The organism is Acinetobacter sp. YH16044, from assembly GCF_013417145.1.
GTDB lineage: Bacteria > Pseudomonadota > Gammaproteobacteria > Pseudomonadales > Moraxellaceae > Acinetobacter > Acinetobacter amyesii.
Genome location: NZ_VPEK01000011.1, coordinates 1 through 23,714 on the forward strand (window position 1 = coordinate 1; position 23,714 = coordinate 23,714).

Here is a 23,714-nt window from a genome sequence, read left to right on the forward strand (position 1 = left end):
AAATATTAAAGTGACGGAAAATAGCAAGTAACTTGGACCAGTGTTGATCATTTAGCATTGTTCGAGGCATAGCGAGTGTAAAATTGGGTTTGGCGATTTAATTTTACTATCTCGCTATTTTTTTAATCAACAAATGTCAACAGACCCTAATAAGCTGAAGCAATAAATACACTAGCCTCTCTTCTTTTCACATAAATATTCGTTGGATTCCGTTCACCATTTCTAACAACTAGAAATTTCTGTAAATCTGTAAGTCCATTCGCAACACTTATGAAGTCCTTTTGAGCATTGAAATAGACATTTCGTTGTGACAATTTATGGCTCTCAAATAATCTCCAATAGCCAAGCCCCTGATCGAGCTGAATATCAAATATAGTCCCTGACTCAAAAGTTATAGTTAAATTTCGCTTGTGATACAGAGCCTTACCATTATCATAGGTCATTAAATCTATTTCTTTTTGGGATATATCTAAATTATCAGTTAATAGTTTTTCAAAAACCTTCTCAAATTGTTTCACACTATGGTAATCATGATGAAGGATCGTTGGTAAATCTTTTGTCGCATCATCAGAAATAACTGTCTTAATCTTCAACTGACCAATATTTCTAACTTGATCCTCAAGCCCCTTTAACCAACTGACAATTAACAACATATTGCTAGCTGACTTGATATAACGATCTGAATACTCAATACTTTTTATAGTTTCATTCCGGCAAATTTCTCCGAACTCACTAGTACTTTCAGCAACCAAATTCCAGAACTTACGACCAAAACTACATAAATCAACATTCAATTGATCAAGAAGATCTAATCCCACAATCGAGCTTTGATTTTTTTCCACTAAAGTTGGTAATGTTATGACTTTTTCACTCAGTAACTTATAAGTTTCACTAACTCCAACTATCGCATTTGTATTCAACCACTCTTCATTTGGTATACGACTATTCATATCAGGACTAACAACTGTAACAATACGATCTGTCAAATATAGTTGTGCCACAATAGATTGATGAATATTGTCACCATCGACAAATTGTACATTGAAGTGTGTTTGTAAAAATTTCAGCTCAGCCAAATATGCTTTAGAATCTATGATAGTTTGTGGTACAGAAATATCGATTTCTAAACCTGTATCCTCTGCCCATCTAGCAATTGTTTTTTTAACACTAGGAGATAACAACTCCCAACTATCAGATTCTCCACCCCAATTCAAAATTAGTTTCTTAGCACCTAATGATACATGGTGTTCAATGCATTCTTTCAAGCTATATGGCCAATATTGTGCTCCAGAGAAGAATGACAATTCTTCAGTAGAAATAAAGTTTTTATAGTTTGCACCTAACCACTTTTTAGCATCATGACGATTTAACAAACTGTAATGATGTCGTGACTGTGAATCCAAAAGACAATGAGCACATACAGACTCACAATATTTCGGACATTCAAGCTCATCGACCATACTAGATAATAACGACTCAATGTGACGAGGGGCTGAACTCGCAAATCCTGCTCCACCACTAATGACGTCATACACCTGAATAGCTGTAATCTGATGATTACCATCTAATAATATTGGACGCTTACCATATCCCAATTCATTAGCTGATATACCTAACTTTTTCGCTAATGCTTTTCTGAAAGCCACAGCCAAAGTAAATGCTATACTTTCATTTTCTTTACTATCTGTAAGATATTCATTACGTTCAGGGTGATGTAACACCAATTCAAAGATATCTGTAGTCATATAGCTACCTAGATGTAAATCTTTGATTAAACGCTCACTGCCTTCACAGAACTTTCTTTGCCCATTTTCTCGATCATGTTTAGATGGTTTTAATGGATAATGTTTCTGCTCTGGTGAAAGAGACAATGGAAATTTTTCCTTTTCCTTTTGGGATTCTGCTCGACCACATTCAAGGCACACAGCATAACCATGCCCATATAAACCTGAACTATAATTAAATACATGCCCCGATGTATCGGCAACCATAAATCCTAAGGCACTATTCGGCAAGCTTAATCTTGCCCCCTTACCAGCGATCCAAGGGGTTTGGACAGGTATGAAGGTTTGTGTTGTTACATCGTTACTAGGTTCTTCATAAAAATCATGAACAAAACCTGTTGGCTGCAGAACTTTACGTTGCTCATTTATGCGAATTTTTTCACCGCAACTTGGATTATCACAGTAAACATTATTAATATCGACTGCACTATCTGTATTAAATCCATTTTGACCGCAATGTACACAGCGCCATGCCAAATCAAATTTCTGTGCTTCTTTTGCATCAGAACTATGAATATTATGCCAAGCTAATGATATCCCTTTGGATTTAAAAACCCTTCCATCCAATACAATTTCTGAACCTGGTGCATATTCCCGAATTGCAACAGCTAAATTTCGACTTGGCATATCACGTAATAAAGACACATTATCTTCTCTAGACTTTCGTTGCTTTTCAGCATCTCTATCTTGCTTTTGACGTATGTAGTCAATGACATTGGTCGTTTCAAATGATGCAATATCAGTTGGGAAGCCATACCCTGGTAGAAAGCATTTAGCAGCAAGTTCTCTTAATAAATATTCATCACAGAGTCTACGCATTTCAATATTTAATCTATAAGCGTAAGCACTACCTTTCACTGCTTCACTTATCTGTATTTCAAGACGCTTGTATTCCTTTAACCATTGATCACGCATTTCAGATATTTTTTGGACAGTGTTACCTAAAATGCTTTCAATCGAATCAAAAGACAAATCAGTACCTTTAGTTAATTTTTCTAGCGCATAAGAATATGTATAAATATTGGCTTTTAACCAATTAATGAATCGATTGCAAACAGAAATATCTTCGTCACCATTTGCTAAATAAAACCACTTCAAATTTAATTTAGTTTTTTCAGCATCTGTATTTCCAATCTCATTTTTTAAAAAGAATGAGAGATACATGGAATTGACATGCCTTTGGATCAATCTCTTAGAGTTTAAAGCGACATAAGGTGCCGGGATACTAGTTTCAAAAGCCCATTTAGGGTTATGAAATACTTGTTGATCATGTGGATTCGACTTACAGATTGTGTAAGAAAGTGCTCTTGATTCTTTACTACGACCCGCACGACCCGCACGTTGTAGATAATTTGCAGGATGCGGTGGTACGTTATTCATCACCACTGCTGAAATACCGCCGATATCAACCCCCATTTCCATGGTGGTTGAACAGTTCATTACATTAACTTCACCTGTTTTAAATCGCTTTTCGTAGTCTTGTAATCGCTCACTTGCTTGCTGTGCTGAATGTTCTGCAACTCGATAGTACATACCACCTTCAACAATTCGATCACAAAGATCATTCCACAAATTTAAAGAGCGTAGCTCCTTAATTGTCTCATCATTAGCAATTAATTCACGGATGTATTGAACGTTGTCATGATGGTCTTTATTGGAACTAAACACTTTCAAATTCGGCATTTTAATCTTTTGACAAATGAAAGCCTCTTTACTTTTTGGAATACCCATCGGTAGATATGGGGTAATACCTTTGAATGTAGTATCCATTAATCTATGTGTAACTGGGCAAATGAACGCTTGCTCATTCAAAGAAAATTTGAACTTTTGTGGTCTAATGAAAAATTGACCATTATCATTTTCTAAAATAGCCGTATCTTGAGTTAAAACTTTCCAAGCACATTTTAACCATTCATCGGCGATATCTATATCTATTGGAGCATTTAAATCTAATTGTGCGCCTAAAGCTAATAACTTCACCAAACGATTATTCTTTCGCTTAGATGCCAAAGGCCATTGTTTACTAAATTTATCTTCTGTAAATTTTGAATCGGGTCCAAACAATCGTTTAGTAACAATTTTCCTCCCCATCCAATTTGAAATACTTCTATCTATATGAATGTAGTAATACTCTCGCACATAGAAATCTAGAACGACTTTTAAAAAGTCCTTCCAATCTTGTAAGTTAAGGCCTTTTGATTCCCAATATAAAGGAACACTTGTAACTTTTTCTAATCCACTATAACCAACTTTTACTAACCCCAACGTTTCAGTACTATTTCGATTACGTGGACGTCGACTAAATTCACTCAACAATAACATTGAGATCAATCTATGTGGTCCTTCAGTTTGATCTCCAAATACTTCCGGAGAGTAATACTTCATCGCATTCAGTATTGAAAAGTTAAAATCGGATAAAGCTGTAAGCTTCTCGATCATCTCTTTCCATGAAATCGAACTTTCGTCTGAGCTGTCTAATTTCAATAGTTCCTGTTGAAGCAATGTCAAAAACATCTTCATCTTTGGATCGTGTTTTATTTGTTCTATTTGCTCCTCAATTTCCTCTCGAGACACCTCTCCACCCGATAAATCAGGTAGGTTTTTTAACATTTCCACCACAGCGCCCCTTAATCGTGAACGCTGTGCCTCCTGTTGCATCTGTACAGACATTCTTGCTGTGCCTTGGCGACTATCCGTAAATGTAATTAAACGACGTCCAAATGAAGGTAAGCTTTGAGGTGAAATGTTCGTAACACCATTTTCTTCTAACTCTTTAATCGTAATATCAGGACAAAATTCTAAAATAGTCGGGATTGCTTTAGTAACATAAAAAGGTGCACCAAGAATGCTTCTATTTACAGGCAAATATCCTTCTTGCGTCTCTAGCTCACAGTAGTGGCATTTATTTGATGTCGCCCAAAGATTAAATTCTTCTTCCCCTGGATATTTTTCAAAGCCTCCACGATCTAGATTCAGCATCTCCCCATTATCATTTACACTTAGCAATATTGATTGATTGTAATCTATTAACTTGTTCGAAATATTATTAATGTCAGCTTCTTCAATTTCATCTTCTTCAGTTAGCAGCGAAAACTCATCAATCTTAGCTTCCCCAACTTGTTTAAGCTGACGAATACCATCATTAGCGCCAACCAGTTGCCCTAACAAATGTGGTGAATTACAGTCTTTACAGAAAGTCAGTTCTAATACTGGTGACCCACATTTACATTTTTGTTCGCATGTTGCATATACATTACCGTATGACCATTTTTTTAATGCTGTACCCTCTTTTTGATTACAATGAGGATTAATACAACTCCACAAGCCATGCGTAATTCTTTGTAAGAAGTGAGCTCGTACTTTTAGGAAAGCCTCTTCTTTTTCTTGCGCTTTTGTATTTGTTAGTAAGTCAATCCAAGCAATAATTTCGACTTGATCCACTGAAATAGCATAGTCGGCATTTAATTTTTCTTTAATTTCCAAAGATGTTAATGGCTTATAACTTTCTGTACCTTGTTGAACAATGATTTCCCGAATTGCTCGTGCTGTTTGATTCGATTCCAATGCTTCAAAACGTTTAGCACTAACTTCTAAATCACTCTCAATTTCAGATAATTCTTTTAAACTGAGTTTATTGTGATTCGTTTCAAGTTTTAATTGTGGGACTGCACGCTGGCCACCTATCACTTCGATTTGACTTTCCTCAATACCAGCCAACTGAGATAAATAGGTCTTTAATTGTTGTTCTGCATTACTGTCAGCAATGGTTGCAGAAGTTGCGACAAATCTTACATCTTTGGCCTCAACACCAAAGGCCTCTAAAACACGTCGTAACTGCAAGGCAAGCTCTGCTGCCTGTGATCCAACATAGCTATGAGCTTCATCTAAAACAATCCAACGCAGGCTTTTCTTTGCTCTAGATTTTTCAATAATCGGTGCATCAATTTGACGCACCATAATATATTCCAACATCGTCCCGTTGGTCACCAAGATTGGAGCAGGACTTTTTCTCATCAATTCTCGTGATAAAACTTGATAAGGACGGTCCTTTTGTAATGTTCTATTTGAACTCTCTGATTCAGGGGTATTCCCGTTATACAAACAATATCTGAGTTTTCCGCCAAAATGTTGAGTCCAAGCACTTAACCGCTCTTCTTGAGAATTAATCAACGCATTAAGCGGATATAAGAATAGAGCATGCACACCTTCCAACGGCGCATTGATATTTTCGCTTAATTCATATAAATCATTCAGAATTGGTACCATAAAACATTCTGTTTTACCTGAACCTGTACCAGATGTGACAACAATTGATTTTTTATCCGCTAATAAGTTTTTCCAACTTTTTAGTTGATGTTCAAAAGGCTTAAATTCTGCCCCAAAGCGATAGCGACCGTTACTCTGCGCATCCAAAGCACTTACAACTGACTTCGCTAATAATTTTCCACTCAACTCTGACATCGTCACCGGTGATTGTTTCCAAGCAAAAGTATGCTCAAAAACAGGTGGAGCTAAAAATGAAAATTTGCTTCCCGGAAGCTGAGACATTTGTTCAGCAAGGTGTTCTCTTAACTCAGGATCGTTGATCCCTAATACGCTTAACGTTGATTCTTTTGTACGCTGACATGCTTGTTCTAATAAATCGGAATAATAAGGTTGCATATTAGTGAGCCTTTAAATTTAATAAATAAGATGTTGTTATTTCAAAAATTGAGTTAAACCAAGTCTGATCAAAGTCACGTAATTGTCGGATTTTATGATGAGTTAAGGTATTCAATTGATCTTCAAGTACAAAACTGGTTAGACCTACATTTTTTAGCGCAAGATAAATTGGTAAAAGAATAACTGAGGAATACTGTGGCAAACTGACCATAGGTTTTAATGGAAGATTTAGGTTATCTTTTTCAAACCACGCTGTGAGTTGTTGTTGGAACCACATTGGCCACAATTCGCCTTCAGGCTGGTATCTCAATAAATTCTGAAGATAATGACCGTTAACAATATTATTCAACTGATTCTGCGTTAATCCATTTAGAACCGGCTCATCAAAATAATAAGTTTCTAAACTTGGATTTAGCGTTGAAATGTCTTGAGATAACTTTGCATATCTTGCTTTCAGCGTTTTTTTAACAATGCCCTCAGGGATACCTTGACTCACATAAAGTTTAAAAGTTTTAGAGATTGCATTTTTCCAAGCTTCTATAGGGATTAACTCCCATACTAAATCGAACTCTCGTTCGAAGCGTTGATAAATATCATGTTCAAAATCAAGTAACCATATCGCCAGTGCCAAACACGATGGATTTTTTACCAAATCTTTCCACACTTGAAATGTGACCAACGGTAAATGGTTGTACTTCGAATATAAGTGGTAAAGATACAGCCATCCGGAGTTCTGCAAATCACTCGCCATAAGTTCTAAGTAATCCGCAATACTATTTGGGTTAAATGTTGGATGATAATTACGTACGGCAGTATGTAGCGTATCCGCAGATTCAAAAGACAATGAATCTTTACCTACCTGCTGCGCTATGAATTTCGGTCTAAATTTAATCGACCTTTCATCTCTAGGAATAATTAAACATGGACCCACATTGCTCAATCTTGGTAATTTATACTTACCTGTTTCAACCCCTTCAGTTGTAACTGGTTCGAGTGGTAAAACAGCCTGTTCAGGTTGATTTAAAACCATAATGACTGGATCAACCACTTGTGAACCTGAAAGATTCAGACCACTTAAAAAATAATAACCTTGTTCATCTATTTCAAACTCGGTTTGATAATGTTTAATCTCATAACTTAAAGACTGTTTCCCCCCAGTAACTTCAAGAATAATCCGTGCATCTAAGTCTTTTGTTAATGCCAATAATTCTTCTATTTCAGCTCGATAATGAATGAGTGATTCTTGATGTGGTTTTCCACTCACCAAAAATTTCCAGTTGTAGTATGGGGCATCTACATCACGGCTATGACTACTTTTCAACCTAATTATCATCCGAAAATTGGTCGGCTTATCTTCTGGCGCATATAGACATAATCTTGAACCGAGCAAATCATCTACAGTTAATACTTTTTGTTTAATTGGCTGGTGATTCCCGTTATAGAGCGTTGCACCATGTGATGGAAATGGTAGTAATAAATCTACCTGATCTCCCAAATTCAGCATCAAATTAAGTTTGATATTTTCAGGTGGATGCTCATTGCATTTTAGATGATATTCATAACCATATTGCCCATGTATATCATCATTCAGTTTACGCGCCTTAAAGCTCACTGCTTGATGATCAGCAGTGATTCCTAAACAAATAATATTACTTTTGGTTAGAAGACGAATATCTGCTTCATTAGGGGTATCTCCTGCCAACAATTCAATTTTTAGGTCTTCAGGAAAAATTACAACCTTACGCCGCAATACCACATTTTGTGCGGTATTTTTAATAGTTAAAGTCTTTACACCATATCCACTAGAACCTACATGATGAGTTAAAAGCTTTTGTTCTGCATAAATAGCTAAACTATCATTTTTTGACTGCAAACCAGTTTCTGTATAACGTGCCTTAGGTCTTCCTAAAAAAGCCAACGCAGGTACCGTAGGCCAAGTAAACTTCGTACCAAAAAGATCTACAAGTTCTGATTTTTCGTGATATTTAGAGCATTGAATCTGATATTGCTCTTGATTATCACCAATAATTTCAATATCACCTTTTACCTTGTAAACATGCTGGCCAAAAGCATTCGACAAATGCCCAGTGACACAGTCCTGAGAAGTAAATTGATATGATGGCGGTAAGAGTAAAATAATTTCCGATTCTGCTGTCTTGAATGAAGCCTGCCCAATAAATGGACAAAGCTCTCCTTCATCCTGTGCAAATGCAACAGGAACACTACCGATTTCTAAACAAGTTTGAGGTAATTCTTTTTGATAAAGAATCTGATCTTTATTTTGTAGTGCCAGAATTAATCCATGTTGATAATTCTTCCTAGTGATAATACGCGTTTGTGCACCTATACGTACATTCACTGACTTCTTAGCCTCAGGCCTTGCCATAAACGTGGCTGTGCCAAGTTTTGCTAAGGGTTCATGTGCTTCATACAACACAATTTCTACCCGAGGAGGAATCCCTTTAACATCCTCCAAAGTGATTTCTAGTGAGTTCGGCAGGAAAACTTCAGTTAATATTTGATTAGAATTACGGTTAAAAAAATTCGCACAGGATAAAGCATCCTGCTTTGTTTTCATTTGCTTCAATTCAGTACTAGAAGTAACGAGTAACTGATTTAAAAACTGTTCCGCCACACTACTTTCTAATGGTAGAGGAAATACTTCCCTCCACTTGGGGAAATTTACGGATAAATAAGCTGCTGGATTATCTGTATTATCCAATTGGTGTGTTTCTACTAAATGAACAAGATGTTCTGCCATATCTGAAATAAGCACTCGTGTTTCATGCTCCTTGAATGCTTGAGGCAGATATTGAGTATACGCTTGAATCAATTGGTCATTTATTTCAGGGTTATAATGTCTATAGTGACTAAACTGCGCCACAATACGTTTAAATACTGCCTGATAATGATTACCTTGCTCCATTAAAAGATTTGAAGGGAATCCCCCTTCTTTAAATGCAGAACCTAAATAATTGGTATGATTTGAGCCTTCAAATTTAAGGATCGGACGTTTCCAAAAACCTTCTAAGCCATGCTGAACTACGTAGCGAATATCATGTAAAGGTTGAAAGCCCAGTGCATCATATACAGGCCCCCAACTCCAACCACTTTTATACTCTCGACGAAACCATTCCGAAACAAATAGTGTAAAAACTGCACACCATTCACGACCAGGTTTATGGCTTTTTTGATCTTGTTGGCTATATCTCAGCGTACGCTTTAGGTCTTGATATTCTTCTAGGGTAATATGATAGGTATACAGGGGATGACTTGTTGGCTCAGTAAGTTTACGCGACTCAAAAATTCGCTTAAGAATATGTCTAGCACTCAATTGTTCCCCAAAGATATCAGATGCTAACAATTCCATAATGCCCCCATTATTATTTTCTGCTTCAAATTAAATAATATAATCGATTCAATTATCTATATAAACCTAAAGGCGTCGTTAATTGTCGTTTAGTTCAACTAAAGTCTATTTTATCTAGGCTTTGTTACACAAATCTACAGATAAATGAATACCCATCAAAATTGTAGACATATATAACCATCTATAACTCTACAGTTCGATTGTCTAGAATCATATTCAACGTCAGAATTAAAACAGACTTATTTTATATCAATACCGTGGTTGCACATTCTGCCACAACTACAACTTACTTAATCGGTAATCCCACTAAATTTAACTTCATCTAAAATTTCAAATCGATCTGGATAATAAAACTGCTTCCAACGCTTCATATAAATATCTTTCGATAATAATATAGCTTCATCTGTATGATGTTCTTTTCCTGATAAATCTAATCCGTGACCTAACTGAATTCCGCCTAACTCATTTAAGATATAACGATTATGAAAAGCATCACTTTGATCAGTTTCTTTTATTTGAAAGACGGTTATTTCTAGATTTTGCGCAGTATTATTCAGGCCCGATAGCAGTTGTTTCTTGATATATGCTGGGCTTGGAGAGCTATCTTGTCTATTTTCTTTATAATAAATTTTCATAGAAGGATATGAAGGATATTTCTTATGTTCAAATAAATTTAAGAGACTTTTTATTACATTTATTGCATTTTCCTTCCAACAATATGCATCGATAATAATTAAATCTTTTGAGCTAGAAATAATAAATTGAGAAATTATTTTTAAAAACTCATCATGCGTTCTTTTAAAACTTACCTGTGAGGGTACATTCCAAAGATTCGAAAAAAATATATTCTCAGGTGTGAGCCAATCTGTAATTTCAAGTTTATTGTCCGTAACAATAGCTTTAAATGGATTTAAACTATGTTCGTATATAACTCTTTCCTGCCATTCATTAACTGTAGCCTGAACAGATTCTCCAAACCGTTCAAGCATGCCCCCTTTATCCAAATATTCACAAAAACGATCTAGACGCTCCAGAGCCTTTTGATCGTTTATATCATCTTTTAGCTTAGCTAATCCTTTAATAAATTTACGTTTTTTTTGGTTTGGAAAGGTACTTATGAAATGTGGTGTACCAATACCAATACCATTTATACTTTTAAGCCAATTTAAATGATTTTCATTTTCTAACCATTGAATTACAACTTTTGGATCTAAAGCATATTCGTAAATCATTATAGTGCCTCATCCAATCTCTCGTGAAAGAAACCATTTGGCCATGGTTCTCTAAACTCCCCATCTTCATCCATACGGATGCGTCTAACTTTTACACCATCCTCAGAAGGCTCTAAATAATTAATTATTATCTCATTATGACTAAAGGCTTTTAATCCCTCTGGAACTTCATTATCTGTATTCTGTCTGATTCGTTTTCTAAGTCTTAATATCAAATGCTCACTATGTGTTTCAATCAGGTAATTTACATGTTCAGTGTTTTGACTTAACAAATCACCAATAGCAACCTGTACGCGTGGATGCAAATGAAGCTCAGGCTGTTCACATGCAACTAAACCACTCTTTTGGGTAATTGCCGCAACAATAAGTGGCATCAATTGAGATACGCCAGTACCAATTTCATTGGGTTCGACAGATATATCATTTTGTTGATCCCAAATTGAATACCCTTTGATTAATTGAATTGATTCTAATCTTAAGATGTCTGTCTCACTTAATACTGCATGTCGCTCTGCTTTAACTGCTTCATATTTACGAGATAACTCGTTAATTACTTCATCGTAACTTTTGTTTTTTAGAAGATCTTTGATTTCGCTATTTTCATCAAATTCATTCAGAAGTTCTTTAGTTTCCAAACTGACATCCGAGCTCTGTTCCAAATCTTTTCTAGACTGCATATCTTCTAGAAGAAATTCTAAATTTCGTTCCTCTTTTTCTAGTCTGCGATATTGTTTAATAATGCTTTTTTGTTCAAAGTCATATTTATATTCTGCTTCATTGCTTGGATCTACAACTCGATTCTCTATCTCAGATATTGCCTTTAAGACACCCTCCATCTCATTTAAACGCTTATCACTTAAATGCCATCGAATTAAGTCATCAACCTTAGGTGATAAACTTTCAATATTATGCGTATTATAAATAGGATTATATAATTCAAATGCTTTGCTTACTTTGACAGAGATACCGTAACCAAGATTTAATTTATCTTGATCAGACATCCATTTATGAATTTCTTTTAATTCATCAAATGAGGCTTTCTTTAACATGCTCCATGCAGCAGAGCCATCATACCAATCTGCTTGTTCAATATATGGTAGAGGTTGATAGTTTGCATCTGGAATTTTACGAATTGGACCGATACACAAACTTTCGTTTAATAACTTCAAAAGATTATCTAACGGTGCAACTAAAACATCACTTAAAAGCTCTGTAATAATTTCGTTATGCTTGATCGTGTCTAATTCTAGATCTGTACGAATTTTCTTTGATAAAGGAGGCAAAGCACCAATGGCTGTTTCAATTGAAAGTACATTGTGCAGAAGGCTATATTTCTGATGATCTTGAATCGAAATCATATTACGTTGATTTCGCTCATTCAGATTGATAAGCTCATGCAAGGCACTCACAAAATAGTCATTACTTGAAAACTTGATAGATAAGTCATCTGCAATGAAATCCTCTGGATTGATACCGTCTTTTTCCATACGATATATTAACCTTTGCCCCATATACTCAAACGCTATTTTTTTCTTTTCCTCAGGATCCTCGGTTTTTTCTAGTAACCGCGTATAGTGGGTACGTAGTTGGCGGTCAAATTTTAACTCATCTTCATCTACTTCCTCAATTTCATAAACATCTATACCATCTAACAATAATCGATTGTATGGATGTAAATTAGCCTCTGAATCTTTTTGAACTTGCAACCATTCCTCATGATTCGCAGGCAGAAGCAATGGATGAATATAATTTAAGAAAGTAAGGAATGCCTGCTTCGGTCCTGAACTGGTAACCTCTGCAATAATGTCACCATCAAATTCAACACGGTAAGTTTTGATATAGGCTGTTTTTTCAAACTTATGCCATGCAATTTCAAACTCTATGGCAATCGTTTTAGCATCAACAACAGGACTACTGAGCTGAATGTCCAGTTCTTCGCTGAGCAATTCATACAGGTATGCATAACTGCTTCCAATCGCATCGCCCTTATCATATTCAATTTTAAGTGTAATGTTGGTATTCAGATCTCGCTTATGCACCAGGTTTTCAAAGCCACCAATGTACTTTTTATTCAAAGCATCCAAGTACATTGGGTTGCACTGTCCTTTGGACAGGATTTGCTGCACATAGAATAATGCTTTGAGTACGGTACTTTTACCCACACTGTTTGGACCGAACAGTAAGGTCACAGGTGCAAACTCAATGGTTTGAGTTTGTTTAAATGCACGAAAGTTTGTAAGCGAAATTTTAGTAATCTTCATAATGTGCGATGATTTCTCTTATTTTTAAAATGGCAATTCAACATCTTGCTTAGTCACTAATTTGTCTGAGTTTACAGCAACTTGGTCAAACCATTGCAACCATGCATCTGAATGATATTCATCTAAAGACGTTTCACTATACATCTGCAAATCGACTTTGGGCTCTAAGATATTAAAAGCATCATAAAGTGTACCACTCATACAGGAATAGATCAGTGAAATATAATATTCTCGATCTTCATTAGGGATCTGTACTAAGAATTCATCATATAGTGGACATACCAATTGCATGGTTTTCTTCACATCTGTTTGGAAAATTTGCACCAATGCTGATTTAAAAATTGCTGCTGCTGTACTTTGAATTGGGAAATTAAAGAACCAATTGTTCTCCCACTGATCTAGATAAGCATTACTTGGTCTATTTTTTACACTTGCACGATGTAGCCCAAAAATATTATTAATAAAACCATGTTGCTGACCGAATTCTATACACTGTTGTCTTAATTGATCAATTGCAGGATAACGCTGATAGATTTGCTGACGAACCTGAGTAATTTGATGACTTGGCATAGACATCATTTTACTTAAATTGTCATCTTGAATACCGTAAATTAAACCAAGGAAGAAGAGTTTTGCTTGATCTCGGCTAATCTCTATTTCATCCGCCAACTCTTGATAAATATCCGATTGGTTATAGTCCTGAATCAGTTGTTGATCATCTGATAACCCTGCCAAAACCCCAAGTTCAATTTGCCCATAATCAAAGGAATACAATGTATACCCTTCTTGATTGGCAAAAATAGAGCGAAAGGCTTTAGGGAAAGACAAAATGGCAGGATCTTTTGCTGTACAACGCCCTGTCACTGTTCCCAAAATTTGATACTTAGGATGTACTCGATCTTGCGTAGTATTGGCAAATGCTTTGACTAAGCTAGATGCACGATTGAGTTTGTCAAATTGGTGATATAAATGTGCCACAGGATCTTGCTGAACTTTCTTTAAGAGATGATCCAGACTTTCATCCTGCTTCGATTGTATCAAAACATCATATTGATATTTATCTTTTAAATACTGCTTAATTTCGCCTGTATCTGAAGTAAATACACCTGTTTGCTGTTGAATATCAAAACTAATCCCATTACGTGCCTTTTCAATTTTTTCAGCAAATGCGCTGAGTTTTTTTGCAGGTATATGTAGCCCTGATTTTGAGTAGTGATATAACGCAATGGTAAATGGTAATTCAATCGTTTTATAAAGATGATGAAAATAAGGACGTTTCAGCGCTTTATCGGCAATCGCTTTAAGCTTTTCAAAAGTCTCAAAATCCACATTACCGAAGTCATCTTCTTTGACATCTGGTATTTCATAAGCTTCAACAAATGGCTGATAGTTTTTGTGTTCTAAACCCAAAAATGCCATTTTGGCTAAGATTTTAACGTCAACAATCACATCATAGCTTTTTAATTTTTCATACTTCACGCGTTGATGTAGCAAAGCCTGATAGAGATCATAAACGTATAGTGTTCTCACACCATTTTTAAACTCGGATAGAAGCGATTCAGTTTCAATTTTTTCATTTTTCACTGGTAATTGCTTACGTTTTACAAAGTTTTCAAAGGCATATTTTTCAATAGACACTGTTTTTTTACAGCCTCGACATGCGGCATGTGTTCTTTCTTTTGCAGAAACATGAATATAAGCATCTTCTAAACCACAATGAGGACAGGTCCCTTTAAAACCATGGGTTGAACAGCATGATGCACAGTTATTACATAAGTAAAATTTTTTATAGGACAGCAATTCATAGGGATTACACGCATTTTTTGATTCACGGCTATCAATCACGCCCATACACGACAAACAATGTGTCAGTTTAACGACGTGCGTATATTCATGACACGCCGTATTCGAACAATGCCAATACGTTGCTGAGTATGCCATTTTCCCCATCGAATTTTTATGATGTTCAGACACCATAAAAGGACTTTGACATTTTTGGCAACTTAGGCGATCTAGAATTTCATTCCAACGGTTTAAGCCTGCAATGGTACGCAGGACTTGGTTATTTTCTTTGAAACGTCCGTGTAATTGTGTCGTGTCAAACCGAACTTCTTTTAAAATACGATAGAAAATACTTGCTTCAATACTATGTTCGGAGTCTTTTTCACAATGATTACAGTCATGGCGGCGGCATAACACTTTGCGATCTAGACTTGTTTCAACAATTCTTTCTTGGTCTTTAATCTCTGCTTCATCAAATCTATTAACTGGTCTTTTTTTACCATTCACTTCAATATATTCATGATTGATTTTTTTAAACCAAATTTTACCTTCGCAGAAGGATAATGGTTTTAATCGATTTGCTTTGTAGCTAGTTGGCTTTACTTGATAAGACGACTCCTTCTCTTTTTCAATTTCTGCCTTGTAGCCACATTTTGCAAAAATCGTATATTGAATTTTCTGTAAATGATTGTTTTGGCTATGTTGATTACATAGTGATTCACTATACGCATTAATAATTTTATTCAATTCATACAATGGTAATGGACGTTGTAATAGTTTGTATTCTAATATTTTAAGCATACACACCACATGATGGAAATGGTGTGCGATCGCATAGTGATAATACTCTGCAAAATGTGTCGAATCCTGTTGTTCGATACATTGCATAATATGATCAATATAAAGTTGCTCATCAGAGATCAACTGATAGACATAAGCAAAGTGTTCCTCTGCCAATCTGTTCGCTAGACTATTTCGAATATTTAACGGTAACTGATTTAAAGCATCTAGCCACTGTGTTTTATCTTCAGGTAATTCATCAATAAATTTTTGTGCAATGTCATCACTATATAGCGTGTCAGGATGTGCCAAAACCATTTCACGCCATAACGGATGTTTTGGGATATAGGCATTTAAAAAGTTGTATTGGTCTGTCAGCTGAATGTTACTAATGTCATTTACATCTAACGTAAGCCCTGCAACTAATTTAACAGCAAAACCGAGTTGATGAATGCCTTTGTGATCTGCGTACTGTAATAATGCATCAAGTTCTGCAGGTTGATGAATACTTTGTTTAAGCAGTCGGATTAAGAGTTGTTCAGGTAATTCTTCTGCATTTAATAAATAGCCACTGATATAGCGATTGCTTAAAGCATGATGCTCTAGCAGTAAGGTATTACCTAAACTTCGAACTGCAAAGACATTTTGATAAACCGCATATTCATATTGTTGTTTAAGTAATAATTGGCATACTTTATCGTACAGTTTTTTGTACAGGTCAGATTTTAAAGTAATAGCATATATGACATAGAAAAATTCCAAGAAACTCATTATCAGTGATGAGTTTTGTGTATCAAAAAGCTCATCGACACCAATGTGTGTAACGATGTCCAAACGATCTTCGCAACGCGTTGAATCTGCATAGCTAAAAAGAATTAAATCGCCAATTTGATGTGTTGTTTGTTCTTTGCCTGTATGTAAGTAATAACGTTCTGAGCCTTTAACCGAACGGATGTTAAAGCCTTGATCTGAACGCGTACGTGAGTGAATCCAACCCACATTGATACGGTAATCAGTGACATTAAAAAATTGCTGTAATTGCTGGCTTAAGGTTTTTACGGCTGTTTGATTGGTATCTTTGGGATGTATGAATTGGATTAACATATTTAGAACCTATTCCTTAATGATACGGAATAAAGGGTGGTCTGATTATTTTAGACCACAAAGAATTTACAAGCTGTTTTGGAAACGGTAGACCATCGTCATGCTCTATTTCATCGTCATGCTCTATTTCATCTAAGTCAATCAGAGCCTCAAGATCAAATAGCTGTACTGCTTGAATATAGCTTGTACATTTAAATTGTGGATACTGACCATTTTGTTTCATTTTTAGGCGACCTTGAAGCATCACGGATTGCCCAATGTTTAACTTTTGACAGTCTTCAGCAAAACTATGATCTAAAACGATATAGTGCTGCTCTACTTGTGTTTTCTGATTGCCAAATTTATCAGTCCAGCCTTCTTTACTTTCTACAATAAAGTGGTGTTCTGATGTTTGACCAAACTTATTCACTTGTATATTTTGAATCGTACCTAGAATAAAGACACGATTCACTGATCGATTAAAAACTTGATGTTCCGACATTTAACTATAGTGTTCCATTAAATGCTTTTTGCTGTAAAGCACTAAACAAATTATCTAATTCAGATAATTTTTTATTCGCCTTATTTTTTAACTCAAAGAATTTATTGAAAATATCCACAAATTTCAGTTGTTGCTCACTAGGTGCTATTGGTAATTCAATTTGACTAAATGTAGATTTGCTAATCATTCCTTTCATACTATTAGTTGAGAATGATTGAATTATAGGTTTTGAAACTTTCAATAAATAATATAAATATTCAGTCTGGATATCTTCATTTGGAGTAATCGAGTTAATTTGTTGGTTAAACGTGACTTCTCGATCAACAATAGCCAAGTTTCCAATACAACTTAAACTGCCTGCGATACAGGTGACTAAAATACTGCCCGGAGGTACAACTCGCCCCTTTTGTTTACCTTTTTCACTTAGATATTCTGATGCTTGGGTAGCAATATCATAATCATGATTTAGATTGTCAGATTTAATCCACTCAATAAAATCTCCATAGTTGTCTTCATCTGCTCTAGATGGAGTATTCCCTGTAGAAATATTTCCTACTTCTGATAATTTCTTTAGTTTTAACTTCTTTGGATTCGAAACAGGATCCCCAAACATATCAATAAACGTGGCTTGCAAAAGCTCATCTAACTTTGCAATCGCTTGCTGACGTTTTTGGCGAATGTCATCTGCTTTATCAAGAATTGAAGCAATCCGGCGTTGTTCTTCTAATGGTGGGAGAGGTATAAGAAATTTTTTTAAGTCACTAGCAGATAAGTTAGGCTGTGCCGCACCATTCTGATAATTATTAATTTCAGTTTGGCATAAGTGGCTGGCTAAATAATGTTTTAAATATTCTATATGGATTTTTTCATTAGATCGTAGAATCACCAAAGATGAAGCTAAAGCTCCTTTTTCATCGTCACGTACAACAGCAAATTTACCAAGTGAACCTCTCAAGCAGAATAAAATATCATTCCTTTGAATTTTACCACTACTTAAACGACCATAAGACTCTTCAGATATGTAATTGAAATTTGATTTATCCAATAACCATAGATCTGAAAGACATCCAGCATTAATAAACGGAATACCATCTTGGACAAATGAATCCTTTGATGGATAGTTTTTTCCTCGATCACCATTAATGAACTTTGCCAAATTTCCTAATTCAATTAGAGGATAGCTCACTTAATCAACTCCTCAAGCTCATTCATCCCTTGAAGAATTTCATTTTCTAACTGTTTCAGTTCAGCCAAAATCACTTTCGGATCAGCATACTCAACCGTTTCATACACCACTTCTTTATAACGATTAATCGAAAAATCAAACTTGTTGGCAATAATGTCTTTAGCATCCACCAGAAAGGCTTTTTTCGACTTATCGCCAAATTGCGCTGTAATTTCTTCTGCTGTGGCATTCGCCAACACAAGCTTACGATACGCTTTCCACTGCGCAATCACATCAGGTAAGTCGTTTGCACCCTCACCTTTTAATGGGGTACGCTTATCATCTAAAGAATAACCATCCGCTTGAACATCATAGAACCACACTCGTTCTGTTGAGCCACCTTTAGTGAATAGCAGAATTGCTGTACTTACACCTGCATACGGTTTAAATACACCACTTGGTAAGCTAATGATGCCTTCAAGCTGATTGTTTTCAATTAAGGTTTTACGTAGTTGTTGATGCGCCGTAGATGAACCAAATAACACACCATCAGGTACAATGACTGCCGCACGACCACCAAGTTTTAAAGCACGTAAAATATGCGCCACAAACAACAGCTCAGTTTTCTTGGTTTTCACCATTTTCAATAAAGGTGGATTGATGTTGGATTCATCCAAACTGCCTTTAAATGGTGGGTTTGCCAAAATCACATCAAAGAAGTTTTCTTCTTGCTGTGGGTAATGGGCTTTAATCGACTTATTTAAACTGTCTTGGTACAAAATATTGGCATTGGTTACGCCATGTAACGCCATATTCATACTCGAAACACGAAGCATGGTGCTGTCAAAATCGAAGCCCCAGAACATATCGTGATTAATATGATCCATATATGGCGTGAGCAAATCACCAAGATAGTTTTTATTGCCGTCTTCATCGACAACAACACCAAACTCACTTGAATGCTGACGGTTTAAATATTCACGAGTACGAGCTAGAAAGCCGGCTGTACCACAAGCAGGGTCACAGACAATTTCAGTCGGTTGAACATCTGCAATCTCAATCATGGCATCAATGATATGGCGTGGTGTACGGAATTGACCGTTAATCCCTGCTGTAGTCAGTTTACTCAGTAGATATTCATAAATATCCCCTTTCACATCACTTTGGATTAATGGTAATGCATCAACCATGTTGACCGCAGAGACTAATACCGATTCATTTTTAATTTCTAAATCGGCATCCTGCATATAGTCACCGATACTGCTGACACCTAGCGAATTGTGCTCAGATGCTTTGGAACCTAACTCTGCAAAAAATGGAAAAACTTTGCTTTTTAAATGCTGATGTAACTCTGAACCACTGAGATTTTTAAAGTTTTTCCAACGGAGCATTTGACCTTCAGGCGTTTGTGGAAATAAACGACCTGTCACCGTTAACCCTTTTGCCGCTTTGTTGTCAGCAACATCTTCTTGCATATCTAACATACGGGCAAACATCAAATAACTAATTTGCTCAATCACGGTTAAAGGATTGGTAATGCCTCCTGTCCAAAATTTTTCCCAGAGTTTATCGATATCATTTCTAATAGATCCAGTCAGCATAGTATTTCCAATAACAGCAGAGTTTTCATCAGTTTAGTTGAGCAAGGCAGTTTAATTAAGCAATGCGTTGCTCAGGTGGTTGTTTTTTAACAAAAGGCTTCATCACATGAATTAAATCTGTCACATCATCTGGTGTAAACAGACCATCAATACTTTGTGGATGAACCCCTGTAAATGGTGCTTCATAAAGTTTATCAATCATGATGCCGCCATTTTGCGAAATGTAAGCTTGCAATAAATTTAAGAACTGCACTTGACGAGCTGTCAGTTGCGGATGTTTGTGCAAAAAATCTTTAAAGTGTGTTTCAACAGCAAGCGGATCTAATCCAACAATATCTTGAATGGTCAGATGTAATTCCGCTGCTGTACGACCATAAAATTTATTGAGTACATCAATTTCGATATTTGGGTGCTCAGATAAAACTGTAGAGGTCAGCATCTGCAACTCACCTTCTTCAACCGGTTGTTGCTGACGGATTTTCTGCAATACCGAGTTGCTCTCGATCATTTGATCCAAAATTTCTTTGACTTTTTTCCGATAAAGCATTGCTTCGTTATTACTGAGCTTCACCTGTTTTTCGACAGTTTGCACTTCACCATCTGAGGTTGTTGTGGTTGGTGTTGCCCACACACCCCCTATGGTATTTCCAGCTTGTTTAAACTGCATCAGTAGTCTTAAATCTAGTCGCAAATGCTCAAGTTGACCGACCGTAATTTCAGACCAATACACCTGTGTTTGTACTGCTTTAATCAGCTCTGCTTTTTGTCGCACAGCCTGAATATTGACTGCGAGAGATGATACTTCTGCAAGAACTTGTGCCTTGTTCGTTTCAAAAGCGCTCGATTTACGAATAAAGCTATCTTGTGTCTGAGCAATCAGCTTATCAAAAGCAATGGCTTCTTTATCTTTCAATACACGTGCATCCATCAACGGTGCAATTTGATCCAATAAAATATGCTGTGTGGCTGCACTAAACTCTTTCACCAACTGTGTTTGTTGCAATTGATGCACGACACGTAAGTTTTTCTTGACGGTAATGCTGTCATTTGGCAAATCGTTAATATCCGCCATGAGTAAGTTAGTTGAAATCTCAAAACCGTCAAAATTGCTATGAGTGAAAGCTGCTTTTGCAAAATCTAAACGTGCAAGGAACATCGCTTGTAATAAAGAAATCGACTTCACATCGATCGGCTCTTCATATTCTTCTTCAAAATATTTAAAGTTGCCGTAATGATCGAAAATATAAAACTCTTTCTTATCTTTACCCTCACCAAATAGATTTGGACAAAGTCGTGTACCACGACCAATCATCTGCCAGAATTTCACCCATGACATCACGGGTTTTGCAAAGACTAAGTTCACCACTTGAGGCACATCAATTCCTGTATCCAACATATCTACAGATATTGCGATACGGAAATCATTATCAGGTTCTTTGAACTCCGTGATGAGTCGATCGACTTGATGAATCTTGTTGTGAATCACCTTACATACGCGTGCACCATGCTGTGGATATAGCTTACAGAACAGTTGTTCTAAATGCTCTGCATGATCCTGACGCTGCGCAAAGATAATCGTTTTACCAATCAAACTGCCATTGGCATCTTTGATGCCATTTTGCATCAAGTTTTCTAAAATAAAGGCGTCGGTAGATTCACTAAAAATCTTTTTACCAATCTGACTACCTTTAATCGTGGTTTGTTGAGCAACCTCCATCCCAAGATCTTCTTCAAGCTGTTTCTTCTGATCTTCAGAAAGTTGGTTGTAATGAATCCCTTCACGTAAAAATTCTGTTGTGACATCTTTGACTTTGAAAGGCACTAAGTATGGCGGATCATTTTCAATGGCTTTATCTAATCCAAACTCAAAAGTTGGCTGCGTATTCACACAGTCAAACATTTGGAAGGTATTTCGACTGATAAATTTCACAGGTGTTGCAGTCAACCCCACTTGCAAGGCATCAAAGTAATCAAACAAATCTTTATAACGATTGTAGATACTGCGGTGGCTTTCATCGGCAATGATCAAATCAAAGAACCCTACATCAAACTGTGCAAAGCGATTCATCATTCCCGGATATGTGGCAATATAAATACGTGAATCTATTGGTACTTTATTGGTATCGCCAATTACACAACGTGGTTCGCTCCCCAAGAAGTCTTTAAAAGCATCATCAGCTTGCTTACGCAACTCTCGACGGTCACATAAAAATAAAACACGCTGTGCCCAGTGTTCCCGAATCAGCAATTCAGCTAAAGCAATCGCGACACGCGTTTTACCCGTACCTGTTGCTTGGATAATTAAAGCCTTACGACCTTGATCCTGAAATTTACGGCTTAAAGTCTTAATTGCTTCAATCTGATACGGGCGTTCAACAATCGATAAATCAGGGTTATTGCGCTCTAACTCTTTATTGGCAAATTGATGTTTGAAACGTAAGCTTGCCAAACTATCACGACTATAAAAGCCATAGATTTGACGATAACTGTTATAACGTGCATCATCCCAAATATAGGTCTCATAACCGTTACTATAGAAAATCACTGGGCGCTTAAATCCCATTCCTTCTAAAGCATCCGCATATTGGCGTGCTTGCTCGCGACCTTGATGGACACTGACACTGGTTTTTTTGGCCTCTAAAACAGCGACTGGCTGACCTTCTAAATCGAAAAATACATAATCAACATAGCCTTTCGTACCATCTTTCATTTCCACAGGAAATTCGATTTGGACTTGCTGTGTGTCTGTTAAATCCCACCCTGCCGTTAAGATCATGTTATCGATGATGAATTTTCGGGTTTTTTCTTCATTCCATTGCAAACTTTGCGCAACTTCATAGCTGCGTGCACGTTTTTGTTGAGCGATTTCAGTTGTGATGGTTTCTACTTTTAGATTTTTTAAGCGTTCTCGATCTAGTTCTTCTCTTAACTTTTGATTTTCTTCATACTGTTGATTCAGCTCTTTTTCAGTCGCAGATATTTTTTCAATATCTTCAAATGATGGGAGTGCGTTTTGTGATACCTTGTAATAGTTAACCATCAAATACTGCCCAATCTCAAAAGCAGTCTCAAGACATTTACGAGCATTTTTTTCTTGGCCTAATGCACCGTGTGCAGTTAAGTTTCCTTGATAGCGTAGATGATCTAATTTGTATAACAATGATGGCGTAACACAATTTTTAAAATCAGTTGCTTTGAGCAACTCTGCAAAACTTGTATTTTGAGGGCGAGGTAAATCTTCAAACTCATAGATTGATTTAACCACTTCCTCAGCAAAAGCACGTAAACGTGTGGTCGTACTTCCAGGATCTGTATAAAGTACAGCTTCTGCAAGCGCGCCTAAATCCGATAAAAGTGAAAATTTCTCTCTTAAAAACTCAAAGTTTTGAGATTGCATTACATCCCTCTTTTGAAACTTATTTGTATAAAGTCTTGATGTAAAAATAACATAAGTAAAAAGGAATATAGATAGTAATAGCTCGTTGATCCAAT

The 23,714-nt window shown here is 36.2% G+C and carries 9 protein-coding genes; all 9 read right to left on the minus strand.

Annotation, left to right across the window (positions count from 1 at the left end; genetic code table 11):
• Positions 1 to 146: 146 nt before the first annotated feature.
• The 9 genes from FTV38_RS08470 to FTV38_RS08510 all read right to left on the minus strand — a co-directional run bounded on the left by FTV38_RS08470 (position 147) and on the right by FTV38_RS08510 (position 23,619).
• The gene (locus FTV38_RS08470; RefSeq protein ID WP_180022218.1) at positions 147 to 6,446 is read right to left on the minus strand and encodes a DEAD/DEAH box helicase; all 6,300 of its coding nucleotides are present in this window, start codon (positions 6,444 to 6,446) and stop codon (positions 147 to 149) included.
• Position 6,447: 1 nt separating this feature from the next.
• Positions 6,448 to 9,816, minus strand: a complete 3,369-nt coding sequence (locus FTV38_RS08475) for an STY4851/ECs_5259 family protein (RefSeq protein WP_180022219.1) — start codon at positions 9,814 to 9,816, stop codon at positions 6,448 to 6,450.
• Between the two features lie 290 nt (positions 9,817 to 10,106).
• Entirely contained in the window at positions 10,107 to 11,048 is a 942-nt protein-coding gene (locus FTV38_RS08480; RefSeq protein ID WP_180022220.1) for a hypothetical protein, read from the minus strand.
• Positions 11,048 to 13,309, minus strand: coding sequence for an AAA family ATPase (locus FTV38_RS08485; protein WP_180022221.1), 2,262 nt, complete (start codon positions 13,307 to 13,309; stop codon positions 11,048 to 11,050). Before FTV38_RS08485 ends, FTV38_RS08480 begins: the two co-directional genes overlap by 1 nt.
• A 24-nt stretch (positions 13,310 to 13,333) precedes the next feature.
• Positions 13,334 to 16,975, minus strand: coding sequence for a DNA polymerase (locus FTV38_RS08490; RefSeq protein ID WP_180022222.1), 3,642 nt, complete (start codon positions 16,973 to 16,975; stop codon positions 13,334 to 13,336).
• Between the two features lie 16 nt (positions 16,976 to 16,991).
• Complete coding sequence (locus FTV38_RS08495) at positions 16,992 to 17,456, minus strand: single-stranded DNA-binding protein (protein ID WP_180022223.1); 465 nt, start codon at positions 17,454 to 17,456, stop codon at positions 16,992 to 16,994.
• Between the two features lie 4 nt (positions 17,457 to 17,460).
• Entirely contained in the window at positions 17,461 to 18,642 is a 1,182-nt protein-coding gene (locus tag FTV38_RS08500; RefSeq protein WP_180022224.1) for a restriction endonuclease subunit S, read from the minus strand.
• On the minus strand, positions 18,639 to 20,222 hold the full coding sequence (locus FTV38_RS08505) for a class I SAM-dependent DNA methyltransferase (protein WP_180022225.1): 1,584 nt from the start codon (positions 20,220 to 20,222) through the stop codon (positions 18,639 to 18,641). The genes FTV38_RS08500 and FTV38_RS08505 overlap by 4 nt, the downstream gene beginning before the upstream one ends.
• A gap of 55 nt (positions 20,223 to 20,277) precedes the next feature.
• Complete coding sequence (locus FTV38_RS08510) at positions 20,278 to 23,619, minus strand: DEAD/DEAH box helicase family protein (protein ID WP_180022226.1); 3,342 nt, start codon at positions 23,617 to 23,619, stop codon at positions 20,278 to 20,280.
• Positions 23,620 to 23,714 lie beyond the last annotated feature (95 nt).

What these genes read in the sequence shown, in the direction of transcription:
- FTV38_RS08470 (WP_180022218.1), bottom strand. Translation starts at nt 6,446, where the DNA reads ATGCAACCTTATTATTCCGATTTATTAGAACAAGCATGTCAGCGTACA.
- FTV38_RS08475 (WP_180022219.1), bottom strand. Translation starts at nt 9,816, where the DNA reads ATGGAATTGTTAGCATCTGATATCTTTGGGGAACAATTGAGTGCTAGA.
- FTV38_RS08480 (WP_180022220.1), bottom strand. Translation starts at nt 11,048, where the DNA reads ATGATTTACGAATATGCTTTAGATCCAAAAGTTGTAATTCAATGGTTA.
- FTV38_RS08485 (WP_180022221.1), bottom strand. Translation starts at nt 13,309, where the DNA reads ATGAAGATTACTAAAATTTCGCTTACAAACTTTCGTGCATTTAAACAA.
- FTV38_RS08490 (WP_180022222.1), bottom strand. Translation starts at nt 16,975, where the DNA reads ATGTTAATCCAATTCATACATCCCAAAGATACCAATCAAACAGCCGTA.
- FTV38_RS08495 (WP_180022223.1), bottom strand. Translation starts at nt 17,456, where the DNA reads ATGTCGGAACATCAAGTTTTTAATCGATCAGTGAATCGTGTCTTTATT.
- FTV38_RS08505 (WP_180022225.1), bottom strand. Translation starts at nt 20,222, where the DNA reads ATGCTGACTGGATCTATTAGAAATGATATCGATAAACTCTGGGAAAAA.
- FTV38_RS08510 (WP_180022226.1), bottom strand. Translation starts at nt 23,619, where the DNA reads ATGCAATCTCAAAACTTTGAGTTTTTAAGAGAGAAATTTTCACTTTTA.